Annotated in this window: 15 protein-coding genes; 5 read left to right on the forward strand and 10 right to left on the reverse strand. The window is 51.5% G+C overall.

Features of this window, described 5'->3' with window-relative positions:
• Positions 1 to 23 precede the first annotated feature (23 nt).
• Positions 24 to 2,774, reverse strand: a complete 2,751-nt coding sequence (gene ligD / locus EJV45_RS11615; protein WP_129715841.1) for a DNA ligase D — start codon at positions 2,772 to 2,774, stop codon at positions 24 to 26.
• Between the two features lie 169 nt (positions 2,775 to 2,943).
• On the opposite strand from ligD, the gene EJV45_RS11620 reads away from it, so the two are divergent.
• The gene (locus EJV45_RS11620; protein WP_129715842.1) at positions 2,944 to 3,594 is read left to right on the forward strand and encodes a hypothetical protein; all 651 of its coding nucleotides are present in this window, start codon (positions 2,944 to 2,946) and stop codon (positions 3,592 to 3,594) included.
• 53 nt (positions 3,595 to 3,647) lie between these two features.
• On the opposite strand, the gene glgX is transcribed toward EJV45_RS11620, so the two are convergent.
• From glgX to EJV45_RS11640, 4 genes are read right to left on the reverse strand one after another with little or no spacing between them, the layout of a single operon-like run.
• Positions 3,648 to 5,780, reverse strand: coding sequence for a glycogen debranching protein GlgX (gene glgX / locus EJV45_RS11625; RefSeq protein WP_129715843.1), 2,133 nt, complete (start codon positions 5,778 to 5,780; stop codon positions 3,648 to 3,650).
• 3 nt (positions 5,781 to 5,783) lie between these two features.
• Complete coding sequence (locus tag EJV45_RS11630; RefSeq protein ID WP_129715844.1) at positions 5,784 to 6,071, reverse strand: hypothetical protein; 288 nt, start codon at positions 6,069 to 6,071, stop codon at positions 5,784 to 5,786.
• Positions 6,072 to 6,128: 57 nt separating this feature from the next.
• Positions 6,129 to 6,806 (reverse strand): MgtC/SapB family protein, encoded by a 678-nt coding sequence (locus EJV45_RS11635; RefSeq protein WP_129715845.1) that lies wholly within the window; start codon positions 6,804 to 6,806, stop codon positions 6,129 to 6,131.
• A 5-nt stretch (positions 6,807 to 6,811) separates the two neighbouring features.
• Positions 6,812 to 7,171 (reverse strand): hypothetical protein, encoded by a 360-nt coding sequence (locus EJV45_RS11640; protein ID WP_129715846.1) that lies wholly within the window; start codon positions 7,169 to 7,171, stop codon positions 6,812 to 6,814.
• Between the two features lie 367 nt (positions 7,172 to 7,538).
• On the opposite strand from EJV45_RS11640, the gene EJV45_RS11645 reads away from it, so the two are divergent.
• The gene (locus EJV45_RS11645; RefSeq protein ID WP_129715847.1) at positions 7,539 to 7,874 is read left to right on the forward strand and encodes a hypothetical protein; all 336 of its coding nucleotides are present in this window, start codon (positions 7,539 to 7,541) and stop codon (positions 7,872 to 7,874) included.
• 30 nt (positions 7,875 to 7,904) lie between these two features.
• On the opposite strand, the gene EJV45_RS11650 is transcribed toward EJV45_RS11645, so the two are convergent.
• A complete protein-coding gene (locus EJV45_RS11650; protein ID WP_129715848.1) occupies positions 7,905 to 8,552 on the reverse strand; it encodes a response regulator transcription factor in 648 nt (215 codons plus the stop codon).
• 332 nt (positions 8,553 to 8,884) lie between these two features.
• On the opposite strand from EJV45_RS11650, the gene EJV45_RS11655 reads away from it, so the two are divergent.
• The 3 genes from EJV45_RS11655 to EJV45_RS11665 are packed head-to-tail and all read left to right on the forward strand — an operon-like array spanning position 8,885 to position 12,565.
• On the forward strand, positions 8,885 to 10,663 hold the full coding sequence (locus EJV45_RS11655) for a carbamoyltransferase C-terminal domain-containing protein (protein ID WP_129715916.1): 1,779 nt from the start codon (positions 8,885 to 8,887) through the stop codon (positions 10,661 to 10,663).
• Entirely contained in the window at positions 10,605 to 11,576 is a 972-nt protein-coding gene (locus tag EJV45_RS11660; protein WP_129715849.1) for a glycosyltransferase family 2 protein, read from the forward strand. The genes EJV45_RS11655 and EJV45_RS11660 overlap by 59 nt, the downstream gene beginning before the upstream one ends.
• Complete coding sequence (locus EJV45_RS11665) at positions 11,573 to 12,565, forward strand: glycosyltransferase family 9 protein (RefSeq protein ID WP_129715850.1); 993 nt, start codon at positions 11,573 to 11,575, stop codon at positions 12,563 to 12,565. Before EJV45_RS11660 ends, EJV45_RS11665 begins: the two co-directional genes overlap by 4 nt.
• Here EJV45_RS11665 and EJV45_RS11670 read toward each other — a convergent pair.
• The 4 genes from EJV45_RS11670 to EJV45_RS11685 are packed head-to-tail and all read right to left on the reverse strand — an operon-like array spanning position 12,525 to position 17,565.
• Positions 12,525 to 13,622: a glycosyltransferase family 9 protein gene (locus EJV45_RS11670; RefSeq protein WP_129715851.1), complete on the reverse strand. Its 1,098-nt coding sequence runs from the start codon at positions 13,620 to 13,622 to the stop codon at positions 12,525 to 12,527. The genes EJV45_RS11665 and EJV45_RS11670 overlap by 41 nt on opposite strands.
• Positions 13,604 to 15,091 (reverse strand): D-glycero-beta-D-manno-heptose 1-phosphate adenylyltransferase, encoded by a 1,488-nt coding sequence (rfaE2, locus tag EJV45_RS11675; RefSeq protein WP_129715852.1) that lies wholly within the window; start codon positions 15,089 to 15,091, stop codon positions 13,604 to 13,606. Before rfaE2 ends, EJV45_RS11670 begins: the two co-directional genes overlap by 19 nt.
• Positions 15,063 to 15,662, reverse strand: a complete 600-nt coding sequence (locus tag EJV45_RS11680) for an HAD-IIIA family hydrolase (protein WP_129715853.1) — start codon at positions 15,660 to 15,662, stop codon at positions 15,063 to 15,065. Before EJV45_RS11680 ends, rfaE2 begins: the two co-directional genes overlap by 29 nt.
• Positions 15,652 to 17,565 (reverse strand): glycosyltransferase, encoded by a 1,914-nt coding sequence (locus EJV45_RS11685; RefSeq protein WP_129715854.1) that lies wholly within the window; start codon positions 17,563 to 17,565, stop codon positions 15,652 to 15,654. Before EJV45_RS11685 ends, EJV45_RS11680 begins: the two co-directional genes overlap by 11 nt.

The raw sequence follows: 17,565 nt of genomic DNA on the forward strand, positions 1-17,565 counted from the left end.
CGCGTATACAAGAAAAGCCGGTATTATTCTTCATTTTCGGCAGCGGCTGCTGCCTGATGTTTGCTGATCACTTTGCGCAGGTCTATTCCTTTGCCCAGCACGGGTTTGAAGAGGTCCCCCTCACTCCGCATCCGTTCTATCGCATTCTTGATGGTAAAATCTTTCATCTTCAGTCCCTTTTTAACTTCATCCCAATGCAGGGGCATAGACACAGTTGCACCTGGTTTTGGCCTGACCACGTACGGGGCAGCAATGGTGGCATGCGGGCGGTTTTGCAAAAAGTCAATATACATTTTCCCGTTACGATCACGTATGGCCCGCTCGATGCTGGTATATTCCGGAAGCTCACGGTGCACCAGACGTGCAATGACACGCGCAAACTCTTTCGATTGCTCATAGGTATACTTTCCGCCAAGCGGGATGTAAATATGCAACCCGGTTGAACCGCTCGTCTTGGGATAAGATGGTACGCCCATATCTTCAAGAATGTCATGCGTAACCCGCGCAGCTTCCACAACCTGGTCGAATGTGTTTTTATCAGGGTCAAAATCGATCATACACCATGTAGGATGATCCGGTTTTTTGACCGTGCTGCTCCAGGGATTCAACTCAATACAGCCCTGATTGATCATAAATAAAAGGGTCGCCTCGTCGTTCGCAATCAGGTATTCCTTATCCTCGTTATCTGCATCGCTGTGATACGCATAGGTAGACATCCACGAGGGTACCTTGCCTTTTACGTTTTTCTGATAAAAACTTTTGCCATCTATACCATTCGGAAAACGGTTCATAGACTGAGGGCGGTCTTTCAGATAAGGCAGGATAAACGGCGCCGCCTGGTAATAATAATTCAGCAGATCACCTTTGGTGTATTTCTCAACAGGCCAGAACACCTTTTTTATGTTGCTGAATTTGAGTTCGTGCCCATTCACTTTTTTTACCTGAGTAGCCTCGCTGGGGTTCAGCAGCGTCTTGCGGCTCTTCTTTGGCCCGGGCTTCACATAGGTCTCAAGATTGCGGTCTTCGCTTATCACTGTTTTGGTATCGGCTTCGGTTTCAAGTACAACATCCTGGGCCCGCTTATCCGTCCGCATACCTTCAAACGAAGGGTGCCTCATGACCCCATCGCTGGTCATTTCGGCAAAACTCACCTCGCAGATCAGTTCCGGTTTCAGCCAGGTTACGGTCGCCCTTGGCGGATTCGGCCGAAAGCGGCTGGGTTTATTTACGTCCGGTTCCACCGAAAAGGGCGGTTTATCTGTTTGTAAAGGCAGAAACTGTTCAAGCATATCTTTCTGGGTCTTAACAGAAAAACCGGTACCGATCTTACCTGTATACACAAACGATTTGCCTTCAAAGACACCCACAAGCAGCGAGCTGAAGGGCTTTTTTGTGTTCTCATTCCGCGTGAACCCACCTATAACAACTTCCTGACGCTTATTGGCTTTGATCTTCAGCCAGTCTCTGGTCCGGTCGCCCATATGGTATGCGCTGTCGCGCCGTTTTGCCATGATACCTTCAAGACCCATTTTTTTGGCCGCTTCAAGAAATTCTATTCCCGAAGTCTCAAAATCACGGCTGATCTGGATAAGTGAGTTGGCGGGAGCGATTTCATTGAGAATCGCCTTTCTGGTGACCAGAGGAAGCGACCGCAAATCATGTCCTTTGTACCATAACACATCAAACAGGTAATATAGCAGGCTGCCATCGGCTTCACTTCTCCAATTCTGCAACGCGCCGAAATTTGCCTTACCATCTTCACCCACTACAACGATCTCGCCATCAACAATCACATCCTCATTCCAGTCCTTCATGGCTTCGTAAACGGGATAAAACTTTTCATTAAACGATTTATCGTTACGACTCTTCACTTCAAGCTGCCTGCCCTTTTTAAAAGCGACTGCGCGGTAGCCGTCCCATTTTACTTCATATAACCATCCTGCATCATCAAACGCCGCGTTTACCAGGGTGGCCAGCATTGGCGAGACTTTTGTATAGAAGGCTTGTTTTACACTGTCCTTTAACAGGCTTTTAAGATTGTTACCTGCAGCCGGCGCAGACTTACTTTGTTTTTCGACAGCATCGACCAGCTTTTTCTCCGCCGCAGGCAGTTGGGCAGTTTTTTCTTCCAATGCCTGGCTTACATCGTCTGCCGGCTCAGATGCCGGGCTGTCCGCGCTCCCGCCAGGCTGACCTGCTGCCCTGGTAATCTGATCCATGGTTTTGCCTGATAACACCGACTTGTCCTTTGCTGTAATATCGGCGGTGTTAGCGTAGCGGTCTTTTATCTTCATCAGCAGCCAGGCATTTTCGCCCCTGCCTTTCGCCTTAACAAGCGCAAATTCGCCTTTAAGTTTTTTTCCCTTCAGTACAAATTTCAGTTTGCCCGCATGCAGCTGATGCAGCAGGTTTTTCTGCATTTGCTCAAGGTCGGTATCTGCATCTTCAGCGGGCTGGTAAGTACCTTCATCCCAAACCATGACCGTACCCCCGCCATACTCACCTTTGGGAATGGTTCCTTCAAATGTGCGGTAATCGTATGGATGATCCTCTACCATCATGGCCAGCCTTTTTACCTCAGGATCTGTTGATGGGCCTTTCGGTACCGCCCAACTTTTCAGCAGTCCGCGCATTTCCAGCCGGAAATCATAGTGAAGGTGCGACGCTGCATGCTTTTGAACAACAAAACGAAGTTCCTGTCCATCCGGCGTGCCCCCAAAAGGTTCAGCAGTTTTTTCTTTAGACCGTTTGGCAACATATTCTTTTAGTCCCATGTATGCAGGTTTAGTTTTTGAAAGAACACGGCATGAAGGGGAAAAGTTTATTTGACCATGTCCCATGGTCAGGCCCTAAACATTCCGTTGCCACGCTGGTTATAAAGAAAGTCAGCCTGGCCTGGTGCAGGGCTGTTTAGATGCTGTTAAAACGATAAAGAGAGAACCTATGAAAATAAGCGACAACAATGCGAACAGCGGTCCCGGGTCTGAACACGTTCCGGGGCAAAAGAAAGGCGCCCAGATGGATGCTGTAGAACGGATCACGCTACCGAATACCGAGGCCGCAGAGGCTTTTTACCAGCTGGTACGACGCCGGTTACTCGATATAGACCGCTGGGGCGAAATGTCAAAACTCCCGATGTCAGCCTTCAAACTTTTTGACTATGCCGGCCGCCCGGCGGAGCGGCAGCCGGCTGATGGCGACTTTATCCGGATCGACATACCTGGTCCCGGCACCCGTACCGGCGAAGGTTATGACTGGGTTATTGTTGAGGAGGTACGGGAAGACAAGGATGAAAACACCGAGGTTACAACCCTGCGTGTGCGGCCATCCGGACATCCCCTTGGTGATAGCGAAAACACAGCACATTTCCTGAAAGATACCGCCACATCAACGTTCCAGGTCAAACGGATTGGAAACGAGGTAACTGCAGAAGAACACGGCCGTAACGAGCAGGCTAACCTGGAGACCGGCAATATGCTTGATAATATCAGAAATGCATTTGTTGGCTTCGGCGCAAAACTTGGATTCTCTTACCCGCAGTGGAAAAGTCTCGTTGCCGGACTTCTGGATACGGCCGGCGATAAAGAAGCATAAGAACGAAGTTCAAAAGAAACGGGCGGGGCGGTTGATTGCTCCCGCCCGTTTTTTTATGCGCCGGGCCTGAAGACCAGAACGCTGTGCGGCGGACAGGAAAATTCCTCCTGAAAAGCAAGGCCAGCCTGCTCTTCAGGGGTAAGACTGGCAAATGCAAGCGTCCAGTTTCTGCGGTATGGCCGCTTGGGGAACGTGATCTGAACCGCCTCATGTGAAGCATTAAAAATCAGAAACAGTTCTGATGAGCCCGCGGGCTGGTCAAGACTGGTGGGGCTGAGAAAAATGCATAATGTCTTCCGACCATGCTCATGCCAGTCTTTTGTTTTCATTTCTGAGCCGGCCGGCGAGAACCATGCAATCTTTTTAACGGGACTACCCGGTGCGCGGTCGCCCATAACCCAGGTGTCCTGTCTAAGCAAAGGGTTATCCCGCCTGAACGCCAGCAGCGCTTTCGTGAAAGCAAAGAGGTCATGATCACGGGCTGTCCAGCTTAGCCAGGAAATTTCATTGTCCTGGCAATACACATTGTTGTTTCCATGCTGCGTTTTTCCGCATTCTGCGCCGGCCGTCATCATCGGAACGCCTTGTGAAAGCAGCAAACCGCACAAAAAATTACGCTGCTGCCGGCGGCGCAGGTTGAGCACGGCTTCTTCAGTTGTTTCACCCTCTTCACCGCAATTCCATGAAAGGTTTTCGCTTTCACCATCCTGGTTATCCTCGCCATTCGCTTCATTGTGTTTTTCGTTGTAACTGACAAGGTCATACAAACTGAAGCCGTCATGCGCAGTAATAAAATTTATACTTGCCGTCGGCAGGCGCGAGTCGGCCTGATAAAGGTCGGGGCTACCGAGAAAACGGCAGGACATTTCCGCAAGCGTACCTTCATCCCCGCGCCAGAACCGGCGCCAAAGATCTCTGAACATGCCATTCCACTCGCTCCAGCCAGGGGGAAATTTACCCACCTGGTAGCCGCCCTCCCCCACATCCCAGGGTTCAGCAATGAGTTTCACCTGCGAAATGAGGGGATCCTGGTGAATAATATCAAAGAAGGCACTCAGCCGGTTTACATCATGAAGTTCGCGGGCAAGTGTCGATGCGAGATCAAACCTGAAGCCATCTACATGCATTTCAGATATCCAGTAGCGGAGGCTATCCATGATCAGGCGCAGTACATTGGGAAGCCTGGTATTCAGCGTATTACCTGTACCGGTATAATCCCGGTAGTACCGGGGGAGGTCTGGCTCCAGACGATAATATTCAGCATTGTCAATACCGCGGAAACAAAGCGTGGGACCCATCTGGTTACCCTCGCCCGTATGATTATATACCACATCGAGTATCACCTCGATACCTGCTTCGTGCAGGCTGCGAACCATCTCCTTGAATTCTGCAACTTCGGTTCCCGGCTCCTTGCCCGCTGCATAACGTCTTTCAGGCGCAAAAAAACCGATCGTGTTGTAGCCCCAGTAATTACTCAGGCCTTTTTCATGCAGATGATGATCAGATACAAAGGTATGCACCGGCAACAGTTCTATCGTTGTGATCCCAAGTTCTTTCAAATAAGCGATCATAACCGGATGGCCTATTGCAGCGTATGTTCCGCGCAGTTCCTCAGGAATATCCGGGTGAAGCATGGTCAGTCCCTTCACATGTGCTTCATAGATAACGGACCGCTCGGGCGGTATACGCGGCAGATGGTCGTCCCGCCAGTCAAACGATGGATCGACGACGACACTCTTTGGCATAAATGCCGCGCTGTCTTTGTCAGAAAAGGTCAGGTCTGCCTCCTCATGACCCATCTGGTAACCAAACAGCGCTTCATCCCAGCGCAGATCGCCGTAGGTAGACTTTGCATAGGGATCGAGCAAAAGTTTGTTAACGTTGTAGCGCTCACCCAACTCCGGCTGATAAGGCCCCTCTGCACGAAAACCGTATAACTGCCCGGGCCTGAGGCCGGGAAAGTAACCATGCCAGACGCCGTGCGTAAACTTCTTCAGCGGTACACGGATCTGCTCGGTATCCGGGTCGGCGGTATCAAACAGACAAAGCCAGACTATGCTTGCGTTTTGGGCATAGATGGAAAAGTTGACACCGGCACCGTCCCACGTGGCCCCCAGTGGGTATTCAGATCCAGGTAACTGTTCTAGCTCGTACAGATCTGTGGCAGGCGTGTATTCCTCATGCATAAGTTAATGTTCTATGGTTTGCAGGTGTATATCAATTTCTTGTCCGATAGCTGCGATTACTTCATCGCTGACCAAAAAGGGCGGATTTTCAGGAAAAGCATCAGGGTCATAAAGCGGAAGATCGCCCAGGTCTGTAGAAGCAAGCGATGCCTTTTCCCAGGCGTTTTCACCCTGCCTGACCAGGGCCGCAATTCTTCCATAATAGATTACCTGAAAGCCACCCTCCACAGGAAGAATGGTTAGCGTTATTTGCTCCTGGTCATAAGGAATATGAATATTGAATGCGTCCATTTAAATCAAGGATAAATTGTTATAAAAATTTGAGTCAGTGTATGCAGGAAGGGCCGGTTACCACTCAATCTTTGTGATTCCGGGCAATTTGGATATTTGCCCGCCTGCCTGCACCAGTTTCTCCGGAGACGAAAATTTGCCCAGGGTAATTTGCAGGTGATCAGGCGCGCCGCTGCCGGGTACAAGACTTATCTTGTTTATCACCAGCCCGGCTTCATTTAGTACCTGGCGAATCTCGTCCAGCAGTGATTCGCGGTTTTCTGTTTCGATAGACAACACGGTTTGCGCACGTTTGCCAAAAAACCGTTTCTCCACCCAGCTAACGCCGACCAGGATAAAAAGAAACAAAATGGTGGCTGAGACAGCGGCAATGAAGAGGCCACCGCCGCAGGCAAGGCCGATTGCGCTCACGCCCCATAAACCGGCGGCCGTAGTTAAGCCCTTAATGATTTGCTGTTTAAAGAATAAAATAGTTCCGGCGCCTAAAAAGCCAACCCCGCTGATTACCTGAGCGGCAACACGCGACGGATCAAGTTCAATACCCTCGTAAACAATTACATCGGCAAAACCATAGGCTGAGACGATCATAGCCAGCGAGGCACCAAGGCAGACCAATGCATGGGTGCGGAGGCCGGCTGCCCACTCTCTTCTCTCCCTTTCAAGACCGACCACCGCTCCGAGCAGCACTGCCAATCCCAACCGGCACAAAAGGTCGGAAAAAGACAATACCGGCATATGCTTTATTTTTCTTCCAGATCGTCGTCCTCGTCTTCCAGATAGGTATCATCTGACAGGTCTTCGTCGTCGATCTCTTCGGCTTCATCAAATGTTTCATCGCCTCCGCCCGCGACATCTTCGTCTGTGAGCCCGTCACCGTCATCTGCGATCTCTTCGTCCAGCCGGGTACCCTCGCCATCCGCATACTGGATCTCGCCGGGTGTATATTCATTTTCTTCGGCATTCTGGCCATCCGGGCTGTCAAATTCGTCACCTTCAGATGCTGAGTCTGTGTGTTTTTCGTCGGCAGGCGCCCGGCCTACCTGAAACTGTTCCAGGTTTGGAATCTCCTCTTCCGGATTTTGTTGTGATTCGTTTTGCATATGTTTTTTATGGTTGATTTAAGATGCCCCGGTTTACGTTGCAAGAACTTGCCTTTAACAGGGTGCTTACAAACAACCGTTCTGACCGGTAATTGTTCTGCATGGTTTCTGTTCAGGTATTTTTACGGAGAGCCGTTTCCCGGATACATTAATTGAGGGTTGGTGCTAAAGTGCCGATGCCGGACCGGTCTGCAGCACCGTACCGGGCGTAGTTGCCGCAACATCGGGCATGCGATTACGCCTTTGAGAATTAAGCAAAACTTGTTCTGAAACTTCATGTTACCGGGATAAGAAAAACATAAATTATGATCGTTCCCCTGGTATTTGGCATCGTCTTTTTAATCGCAGTAGTTGTTCTCTACTTTGTATGGAAAAACAAGAAAAAGCGGTCTCAGAACACGACAACATCGAACAAATAAATCTAAACAGTATGATGGATAATTCAGAAAAATCAGGCAACAAAAAACCTGTAGGCAGAGCATCTGATGATGTGCGAACCGGCGATGAGACCGACATCCGCCGAGGCGCAAACGATGAAAGCATCATTGAAAAAATGCAGGACAATGCAGAACAGACAAAATCTCCGCAGCAACAGCAGGAGTCCGGAAGCCCCGAGTCTGAACGGCGCGATCCGGGTTTCGGGCTTGGCGACACCTCAGCGATCGAAAACGGCGATCCGGATAATGACCATAACAGACCCTGAAAACGGAAAAATTTATGAGGGAGTGGCCCATCAGATCACGTAACCGTTTGTTATAGCGAAACGGATCAGCGCGGCGGTATTTCTTGTATGTGTTTTTTCAAGCAGCGTCTGCCGGTGTCCTTCTACCGTTCGTTTGCTGATATTCAAGATACCGGCCATGTCATTGTTCGTCATACCTTCACTGATCAGGCGCAGAATTTCAATCTCCCGGGCGGTAAAATCCATAGATCGCGCGTTAGCGAGCCTTACATTCGGCTTACCAAGAAATTTATTAATAAAATGATCTGCAAGCGTTGAGCTGAGATACCGGTAGCCCGAATGCACCTGCCTGATGGCAAACACAAGTTCCTCAGGGCCAACATCTTTCAGCAGATACCCGTCTGCCCCGGCCAGGAAAGCGCCGGCGATATACTTCTCACTGTCCAGCAAAGATAAGAACAGAACTTTTCCCGTATAGTTCAGTTCACGCGCTTTTGAAAGGAGGCTGATACCGTCAAGACCAGACATATTGATGTCGGCAAGAACGACATCTGCAGGGACGTTTGTACGAAGCGCGTTCAGCGCTTCGAACCCGTCGGCCACTGCCGCCCGGATAGCAAAATCATCCTGCTCGTCAAGGATAGCCCGGATACTGTTGCGTACAATCTGATGGTCTTCTGCGAGAATAATATTGATCATAAATGAGCTGGTTGCAGGCCTGATAATAGCGGTAATCAGATAAGCGCAAAGCACTGTTTAACAATAACTTTGCGTTATGTGGTAACACCGGGACCGCACTTGTGTTTCGCATGTTAGCACAATGCGTAATTTACACCCCCGCGCGCTAATTACGCAGCAGCAAGGCGGGAGCCTCCGCGTCTCAAACAGCCTCTCCTCCAATTCTGTAGCCGCATACCGGTTTCCAGCTGGTGTGTAAATACGCCAGGCTACTGGTCAATTACTGAAAAACAAAATAGTCAAATCGTTAGACCGGGCGCCTGCGTTAGGGTATGAGAACTAATCCCCTGAATATGTATACACTCGGTATCAATGCAATCTTTCATGATTCTGCGGCCTGCCTGATTAAAGACGGCGTGCTTCTCTCGGCTGCAGAAGAAGAACGTTTTACAGGCTATAAGCATGGCAAAAGGCCAATCCCTTTTTCTACGTATGAGCTGCCTTATCATGCCATAGCGTACTGCCTTGGTCAGGCGGGCCTGCACCTGAGTCAGATCGATCATATTGCGTACTCGTTTAATCCACTGTTGTGCACCGACAAGGGCATGGCAACGCAAGGCGAAGCGCCCATTCCGTTTTTTCCGCAAGCCGGCACAGATCCCGGGCGAAAGCGCATGTTATGGAATAACCTTTTTCTTTCATCGTCACTTAATGCGGCCGACCACCTCGTAGACGGTTATCCGCACCACTTGCAAGAATATTTTGTCGGCAGCCGGACAACCGACTGGGAATGGCATTTCGTAGACCACCATGTTGCCCATGCAGCCAGTGCCTTTTTGCCGTCTCCCTATTCACATGCAGCAGTTATGACGATAGACGGCCGCGGGGAGGACGTTTCGACAACCTATAGTCTTGGAGTAGGCCATGCACTAACCACGATCAGCGAAGTTAAACTTCCTCATTCGCTCGGCTTACTTTATGAACAGGTAACGAGCTATCTCGGATTTCTCCACTCCTCAGATGAGTACAAAGTAATGGCCCTGGCATCTTATGGTGAGCCTGAATATCTTTCAGTTTTCAGGGATCTTGTCAAGGTTCATGGCGACGGACAATATACAATTGAGCAGACACCACTTAACGAACTGTTCGGTCCGGCACGCCTGCGTTCAGATTCATTTGATAAAAAACACTTTAACCTGGCGCGGTCGCTGCAGCTTGTGCTCGAAGAAACTGTGCTCGAGCTTACCGGCTGGCTGCGTAACGTCAGCATGGCCGACAACCTTTGCCTGGCTGGAGGCGTGGCGCTCAACTGTGTTTTAAACGGCCGCATACGCGATGAAAGCGGTTTCAAAGGCGTTTGGGTGCAGCCGGCATCCGGCGACTCGGGGACGGCACTCGGAGCCGCGCTTTGGATTGACAACAATATCAGGCAGCCGGCTGAAAAAGACTTTGTTATGGAACATGCCTACTGGGGACCTGAATACAGCGACCATGAGATCGAAAAACTGCTGCAATGGGCAAAGGTGCCATACAGGAAGATGGAAAATGTTGCAACAGAAACAGCTGAGATTCTAGCAGAAGACAAAATTATCGGCTGGTTTCAGGGGCGTATGGAGTTCGGTCCGCGCGCGCTCGGCAGCCGCTCCATTCTTGCCTCGCCTATCAGCACAGATATGCAGGCCCGTTTGAATGAGGTTAAAGACCGGGAAGATTTTCGCCCCGTTGCACCTGTGGTGCTGCAGGAAGATGCAGCAGAATGGTTTGAGGGGGCGGTTGAATCGCCATATATGTTATTTGTAAATAAAGTTGCAGCAGACAAGGCAGACCGCATTCCAGCTGTAAGACATGTAGACGGCACCGCGCGTATCCAAACAATTAACGCGAAGCAACATCCGCAATACTATGCCTTGCTGAAGGCTTTTAAAGAAAAGACCGGCGTTCCGGTGCTCGTGAACACGAGTTTTAACATTCTGGGCAAGCCCATAGTCTGCACACCAAAAGACGCCATCAGCTGTTTCTGGACATCGCCGTTTGACGCACTTATTATGGGTTCATTTTTAATCGAGAAGAACAATGCCGATAAAAATATCAGTAGTTATTCCAACTTACAACAGAACGAACTTACTGCTTAATTGTCTGAAAAGTCTGGCCGGGCAGCATTTAAATAAAGCGTTTTTTGAGGTGATTGTTGTGAGTGACGGCCCCGACCCGCAAACCCGCAGCGCACTCGAGGTTTATGCCGGGAAACGCCCCCTTAATTTGCGCTATCTGCACACAGCAGTAAAAAAGGGCCCTGCAGCTGCCCGCAATTTAGGCTGGCTGAGTGCACGCGGGCCGCTGGTTGCCTTTACCGATGATGACTGTCTCCCCGACCGCAACTGGCTAATCTCACTGCTCAGCCATTATAATGAAGGCCAGCTTATCGCGATGACAGGCCGTACGGTTGTTCCTGTAGGTAATATGGTTAGCGACCATGCCCTTAACACAAAAGGACTCGAAGATGCAGAATTCATCACAGCCAACTGTGCCATAAGCAAACAGGCGCTGATCCTAACGGGCGGCTTTGATGAAAGGTTCGAGCTGGCCTGGCGTGAGGATTCCGATCTGCATTTTCGCCTGTTAGAAAACAGCATAACTATTATCAGGACACCTGAAGCCATCGTTGTTCATCCGGTGCGAAGCGGCCGGTTCGGCCTTAGCATTGCCGAGCAGAGAAAAGGGATGTATGATGCGCTGCTCTACAAAAAATATCCCGCGTTCTACCGGCAGCGGATCCAGCAAAAACCGCTCTGGTACTACTATTTTATTAATCTGTTGTGGATCGTGGTACTGGCCGCCGCCTGGCGGCAGGAATGGTGGCTGGCTTACACAGGCCTGGCTGGTGTTGCTATTCTCTTGTTAAACTTCGCCTACAAGCGGCTCGTGCGCACCAGTAAGACCCTGCGCGATATTGCCGAAATGCTGGTAACGTCGCTCGTCATACCGACCCTATCGGTATACTGGCGGCTTGTCGGAAACATTCGCTTCAAAACAGTTCTTTTATGACAGGCCTAGAAAAATCTTTCCGCATCGGCATTCTCAGGGCGCTGCAACTTGGCGACCTGTTGTGCAGCATTCCGGCCATACGCGCCCTGCGTTCAGCATATCCCGAAGCACACATTGAGCTGATCGGTCTGCCCGGGGCGGCCGCACTTACCGCGCGCTACCCCCAATATATTAATGCACTTGTGCCATTTCCGGGATATCCCGGTTTGCCCGAGCAAACTTACGATCAGGCCCGGTTCGTTAATCTGGTTGCCGCTAACCGTATAAGTCCGTATGATCTGCTTTTGCAGATGCAGGGAAATGGCAGCATCGTGAACGAAATGCTGGCACAGTTCAATGCAAAACGCCTGGTGGGTTTCTGCCCATCGACTGAAGACGAAAGCGAAGATTTTATGCTCTATCCTGCAGGAATTCACGAAGTGGACCGGCACCTGCAGTTGATGCAGCATACCGGGATCGCAGCAGATGATCCTGCAATGGAGTTCCCGGTATGGGAGCAGGACCGGGAGAACCTGAGCCGGCTGATGCTGACCCACAACGGTCGACCATATATATGCGTTCATCCGGGATCACGCGGCAGCTGGAGACAATGGCCGGTTGCACACTTTGCCCGGATGGCGGATCTGTGTATTCATGAGGGGTTTGATGTTATTCTTACGGGCGTAGCCGCTGAACAGGAACTTTGCAATGCGGTAGCAGACAGTATGCGCATGCGGCCACAGAACGCCTGTGGCCTGACCGATCTGGGTACGCTGGCCGCCGTGCTGGAAGGCTCGGCCGGACTGCTGTGCAACTGCACCGGTATTTCACATCTTGCTGCCGCACTGAAAGTACCCAGCGTGGTGATCAGTATGGACGGGGAACCGCGGCGCTGGGGACCTAGAAACACGAAAATTCATCAGACATTAGACTGGAAAACCGCGCCGAATATGATGGCGGTGCTTTCTGCTATGGAAGCCCTGATCGGGAAAGCGCGAGCAGTGCACTGACGACATCGCCGGGGGCCGGCGGGGCAAGTTGTTTCTTATAAAGTTTCCTGTTCACGTAGCCAATGACCGCATTGCTGCTAGGCATTATACCTGTAGGTGAATAATAAAATACCTGGTTTTTTACTTTCCAGGGCGTATGCTGAGGATTTGTTCTCGCATACAAGACACACACAGGCGTTTTTGTTGCCGCAGCGAGGTGAACTGTGCCGGTATTAACCGATAAGACGCCGGCTGATTTTCTGACCAGATAGGCGAGTTCTGCCACGTTGAGATTTCCCGCAAAGATGACGACATCAGGCACGGCAGCTTTCATGGCCGAAAGCTCAGACTGCTGGGATTTTGTGCCTGTCAGCACAATTCCGTAACTGCTGTGCGCCCGCAATGATTTCAACAGCTCAAACCAGTAAGCAAGAGGCAGGTTGCGGCGGCGTTCAGATGCGCCGGTGCTGACAACAAAAAAGTGTTGATCAGGTGCAATACCGGCCCTGGCAAGCTCCTTCACCGTTCGCTGCCTTGCAGCAGCGGGAATCTCGGCGATGAGATCATCAGCTGAGGGTATCGCGCCGATTTCTGCGACCAACGCAAGATCGCGGGAAACCTGGTGAAGAATTTTTTCATAAGGTTCCTCATCCGGCACCCAGTTTGTAAGCAGCCCATAGGGGTTCTCGCGGCAATAGGCCAAGCGCAACGGGATCCCGGCCAGGTATGCGAGCATGATGCAGGGCATCGGGTTCTGGCTGTAAACTGTAAAGACAACGCAGCCGTCAAAACGCTGCTCCCTTAGTCTGGCGACCAGGTCAAGCACTGCGGCCGCTCCCGGATCGAGGTCATAGAACTTCTGCCAGGGAAGGTCGAAGGTGATCACCTCGTCAACAAAAGGATTAAGACGGGCGGCAGCGGCACCTTTTTGAGATGTCAGTATAGCAAGCTGGACGCCGAAATGTTCTTTTAACGCCCGGATGGCCGGCGATGACATGAGTACATCGCCCATATTATCAGGGCGTATGCATAAGATGCGCCGGCAGGTATTCCAGTTACTCAACTGATTGTCGCCCATCCGTTCCTGAATTGTGCTGCTGCAATTTTCTTGATGACTGCAGAAGTGGATCTGCCGCTTACTACTGGTATAAACGCGATTTCTGCACCCAACTGCTCAAGGAGGGGCTGTTCGGGCAGGACTGCACCTTTATAATCTCCGCCCTTAACAAAAACGTCGGGTCTTACCTGTTTGATCAGGCTGCATGGCGTGTCGTCTTTTAAACTTCCGAAGGGTATCACATAATTGACACAAGACAGCGAGCTCAGTACTTCCATCCGGTCAGAGAGACTGTTTACCGGACGGTCGCTTCCTTTTAATCGCCTGATGCTGTCATCGCGGTTCAGGCCTACAACCAGCAGATCGCCCATCTCACGGGCTTGCTGCAGGTAACGGACATGGCCGCTGTGCAGAATATCAAAACAACCGTTTGTAAAAACGATTCTTTTACCGGCAGCCCTGGCCTGTTCCAATAAAGCAAGCACAGCATTTTTAGCCAGGTCTTTCCCGGCGGGAGCGCCGGCGGCAAGCAGCTCTGCTGGTGCGCAACAGGCAGTTCCTGATTTTGTCAGCACGACCGAAGCAGCTTGTGTACCGATTGTCGCGGCTTCTGCAGGCGTCGCTGCGCAGATCAATGCGAGCGCAGCGGCGCCTGTAAAAGTATCGCCCGCTCCGCTCACCTGCGGATTTTGCACCCTGAGGGCGGGCACCACTGCCTCAAGCTGATTACCGCTAAAAACCATGCATCCCGACTCGTCAAGCGTGAGAAACACATGTTCAGCACCGGTGCGCTCACGTAACTCCGCTCCTGTCGCCTGCAGCTCGGTGATGCGGGCCTGCTTAGACACTTCGCGGCCCAGCAATACCTGCGCCTCTTCAAAATTCGGCTTGATCATAGACGGGCAAAGAGGGCGAAAACGCCAGGCCTCCTTGCTGTCTACCGCCAAAAAAAGAGACTTGTCCTGCTGGCATGCTGCGATCTGATCAATAACCGGTTGCACGAAACACCCTTTGCCGTAGTCTGACAGCAAAATCCCGTCGAAATCCGGCCATTCCTGCTTCAAATTGGCAGACAGATGTGCGGCATGATGCCCGTCGAGCGGCAGCTCACAGCCTTCATCAACACGCAAAAAGGTCTGCCCCCCCGATGAAAACCGGTGCTTTGTAATCGTTGTGCGGTCGTCTGCCATGCGCAGCATACGGACATCGATTCCCCTTGAAACAAGCATTTCACGGATCTGCCTGCCAGCAGTGTCATTACCGGTAACTCCGGCGATCGAAACGCTGGCACCGAGCGCGGCTACATTTGCGGCGAGATTCGCCGCCCCGCCAAGATAATAGGTATGTTGATCGGCATTTAGCACCGGTGCGCTGACCTCGGGAGCCAGGCGCCTGCACGTTCCAGTTGTATAGATATCCAGCATCAGATCGCCGACTACCAGCACGCGCCGGCCGGCAAAATCACGCAGGAATTCTTTTAGATTTCTCATTTGACAGTTTAGTTTGTTCAATAATTATCCTTGCGGCTTCATTCAAACTCGGAACAATAAGGTCCGGCTCCCGGTAAGGCCCGGGAATCCATTGGTCTTCGTTACCATTGCTGATCACGACCGACTGGCAGCCGCTGCGCTTTCCGGCCTCTGCATCGTCCAGAATATCGCCGATCATCCACGATCGCGACAGGTCAATCTTGTGCCTCCGGGCCGCCAACAGGATCATGCCGGGTTTTGGTTTCCGGCAAGCACAATCGCAGGTGTAGGCAGGTACTACCCCTTCCGGATGATGCGGGCAGAAAATAAAGTCGTCGAGGCAGATGCCTTCTGCCAGCAGCAGTTCCCTGAGCCGGCGCTCCACACCTTCCAGGGCTTCAACCGGGAAAAGACCGCGTGCCACGCCCGACTGATTGGAAATAACGATCAGCGCAAACCCCGATTCCTGAAACAGCCGTAATCCTTCAATGGTGTGTTCAGACAGCCTGATCAGCGACGGGTCTACGTTATAAGGCACATCATGGATCAGCGTACCGTCTTTATCCAGAAAAATGGCAGGCCTAACTCCCATAGCGGCGTTTTTGAGGTTCCTGTGTCACTGTTTCAGCAGCAAGCTTGACAGGCATCATCCTGATGGGTTGTGCAGCCTGGCCGGTTAAATGTGCCGGACGGGCGGCAAACAAATGTTTTTCCACCAGCGTGCAAAGCAGATGCACGAGGTGCAGATGGAGCTCCTGGATACGCTGCGTGCTGTCTGAGGGAACAACCAGGGGAATATCGGCAAGGTTCGAAGCCGGTCCGCCGTCTTTTCCCAGCAAGGCGATGGTCTGCATGCCGTTTTCTGCCGCCGCCTGCATAGCAAGCGTGATGTTTGCAGATTTACCACTGGTGCTTAACACAACAAGTACATCGCCCGGCTGACCGTAGGCCATAACCTGACGTTCGAAAACGCGGTCGTAACCAAAATCATTTGCCCAGGCGGTCAGAATAGCCGTATCTGCTGTCAGCGAAATGACCGGCAGCCCCCGGCGCTCGGGAATCTCAAAACGACCCACAAGCTCAGCGGCCAGGTGTTGTGATTCGGCGGCGCTGCCGCCATTGCCGCATACCAGGATCTTACCCCCCCGGCGTAAGCACCCGCTCATCACCGCAGCTGCGTCGGCCACCACAGATGAAAGCATTGCAGAAGACCGGTAAAACGTCAATGCAGCTTCGTACAGCGCGTCTTCGACCTCTGCAATGTCGTCTTCCGCTTCGTGCAGAAACGCCGGCTCCAACACCCGCTGGTAAGCCGCAGCAATTTGCATGGCCACTTTTCCCCAGGTAAAATGCCGGTTTACCCGTTTTATCGCTTCTGCTCCCATTCTAAGCCTGGCCGGCTCATCACAAAGCAATACGGTTAATTGTCTTGCCAGCGCGGCCGGGTCATTTTCCGGCACGAGGAAACCTGTCTTACCATCCTCAACGGTGTATTTGATTCCCCCAACCCTTGCACCGACCACCGGTGTACCGCAGGCCATCGACTCAAGCGGTGTTATGCCAAATGGTTCATACCAGGGTGTGGTTACAAAGACGTCGGCAGCATTATAATAGGCGCCAAGTTCTTTTCGCTGCCGGCTGCCTTCAAATATGACCTGGCTTTCCACGCCCAGCGAGCGGGCGATACCTTTCAAACGGAGCATCTCAGCATCGCCGGCGTTTCCCCCCACTACAACGAGCTTAACAGGCTCAGTGCAGTCTATGTGAGGAAGCGCACGGATCACATTATCTATGCCTTTGCGTGGAACCATTCTGCCCAGCTGCAGGATAATACGTTCGTTTTCTGCAAAACCAAGCCGGCTGCGCGCCGAAACTTTATCGATCGGAAAAAATTCCTCAGGATTAAAGCCGCATGGTATCACTTCTATTTTAGCTGGATCTGCATTGTAAAAATTCAGAAGATCATCCCGGTCCTGCGGGCATTCGGCAATGATAAGATCGGCGTTCTTAACCAGCGCGGCTTCTACAGCGAGCCTGCCCTCTGGAAAAAGATCCTGATCTTTCTGATGCATGCGCCGAACCTTTCCCAGCGCATGAAACGTGATCACGAACGGAAGATGCATTGTTTTTTTCAGCTCCATAGCCACCATACCCGACATAAAGAAGTTTGCATGGACAAGCTCATACGTGAGGTTTTCCTGCAGCATAAAATCTCTCATGCCAAATCCGAAAGCGTCCATCAGATCAAACAGTTCTTCCTTTGGAACCACTTCTTTGGAACCTGCCTGAACGTGGATCACTCTTATCCCGGGACCCATGTCAATAACCTGCGGCAGAGCGGGGTCCTCCCAGCGGGTATAAATGTCGATTGCGTATCCCATTTTTGACAGGTGTAATGCGAGCTGTCCAACATATACATTCTGCCCGCCACCGTCTTTATGACCGAGACTGGCCAGCGGCGAAGCGTGTTCGCTAATAAATGCTATTCGTTTCAT

This window comes from Pedobacter sp. SYP-B3415, assembly GCF_004138205.1.
GTDB lineage: Bacteria > Bacteroidota > Bacteroidia > Sphingobacteriales > Sphingobacteriaceae > Pedobacter.

Excerpts from the sequence above, each read along its gene's own strand:
- ligD (WP_129715841.1), bottom strand. The coding sequence starts at position 2,774 with ATGGGACTAAAAGAATATGTTGCCAAACGGTCTAAAGAAAAAACTGCT.
- EJV45_RS11620 (WP_129715842.1), top strand. The coding sequence starts at position 2,944 with ATGAAAATAAGCGACAACAATGCGAACAGCGGTCCCGGGTCTGAACAC.
- glgX (WP_129715843.1), bottom strand. The coding sequence starts at position 5,780 with ATGCATGAGGAATACACGCCTGCCACAGATCTGTACGAGCTAGAACAG.
- EJV45_RS11630 (WP_129715844.1), bottom strand. The coding sequence starts at position 6,071 with ATGGACGCATTCAATATTCATATTCCTTATGACCAGGAGCAAATAACG.
- EJV45_RS11635 (WP_129715845.1), bottom strand. The coding sequence starts at position 6,806 with ATGCCGGTATTGTCTTTTTCCGACCTTTTGTGCCGGTTGGGATTGGCA.
- EJV45_RS11640 (WP_129715846.1), bottom strand. The coding sequence starts at position 7,171 with ATGCAAAACGAATCACAACAAAATCCGGAAGAGGAGATTCCAAACCTG.
- EJV45_RS11645 (WP_129715847.1), top strand. The coding sequence starts at position 7,539 with ATGGAAAAACAAGAAAAAGCGGTCTCAGAACACGACAACATCGAACAA.
- EJV45_RS11650 (WP_129715848.1), bottom strand. The coding sequence starts at position 8,552 with ATGATCAATATTATTCTCGCAGAAGACCATCAGATTGTACGCAACAGT.
- EJV45_RS11655 (WP_129715916.1), top strand. The coding sequence starts at position 8,885 with ATGTATACACTCGGTATCAATGCAATCTTTCATGATTCTGCGGCCTGC.
- EJV45_RS11660 (WP_129715849.1), top strand. The coding sequence starts at position 10,605 with ATGCCGATAAAAATATCAGTAGTTATTCCAACTTACAACAGAACGAAC.
- EJV45_RS11665 (WP_129715850.1), top strand. The coding sequence starts at position 11,573 with ATGACAGGCCTAGAAAAATCTTTCCGCATCGGCATTCTCAGGGCGCTG.
- EJV45_RS11670 (WP_129715851.1), bottom strand. The coding sequence starts at position 13,622 with ATGGGCGACAATCAGTTGAGTAACTGGAATACCTGCCGGCGCATCTTA.
- rfaE2 (WP_129715852.1), bottom strand. The coding sequence starts at position 15,091 with ATGAGAAATCTAAAAGAATTCCTGCGTGATTTTGCCGGCCGGCGCGTG.
- EJV45_RS11680 (WP_129715853.1), bottom strand. The coding sequence starts at position 15,662 with ATGGGAGTTAGGCCTGCCATTTTTCTGGATAAAGACGGTACGCTGATC.
- EJV45_RS11685 (WP_129715854.1), bottom strand. The coding sequence starts at position 17,565 with ATGAAACGAATAGCATTTATTAGCGAACACGCTTCGCCGCTGGCCAGT.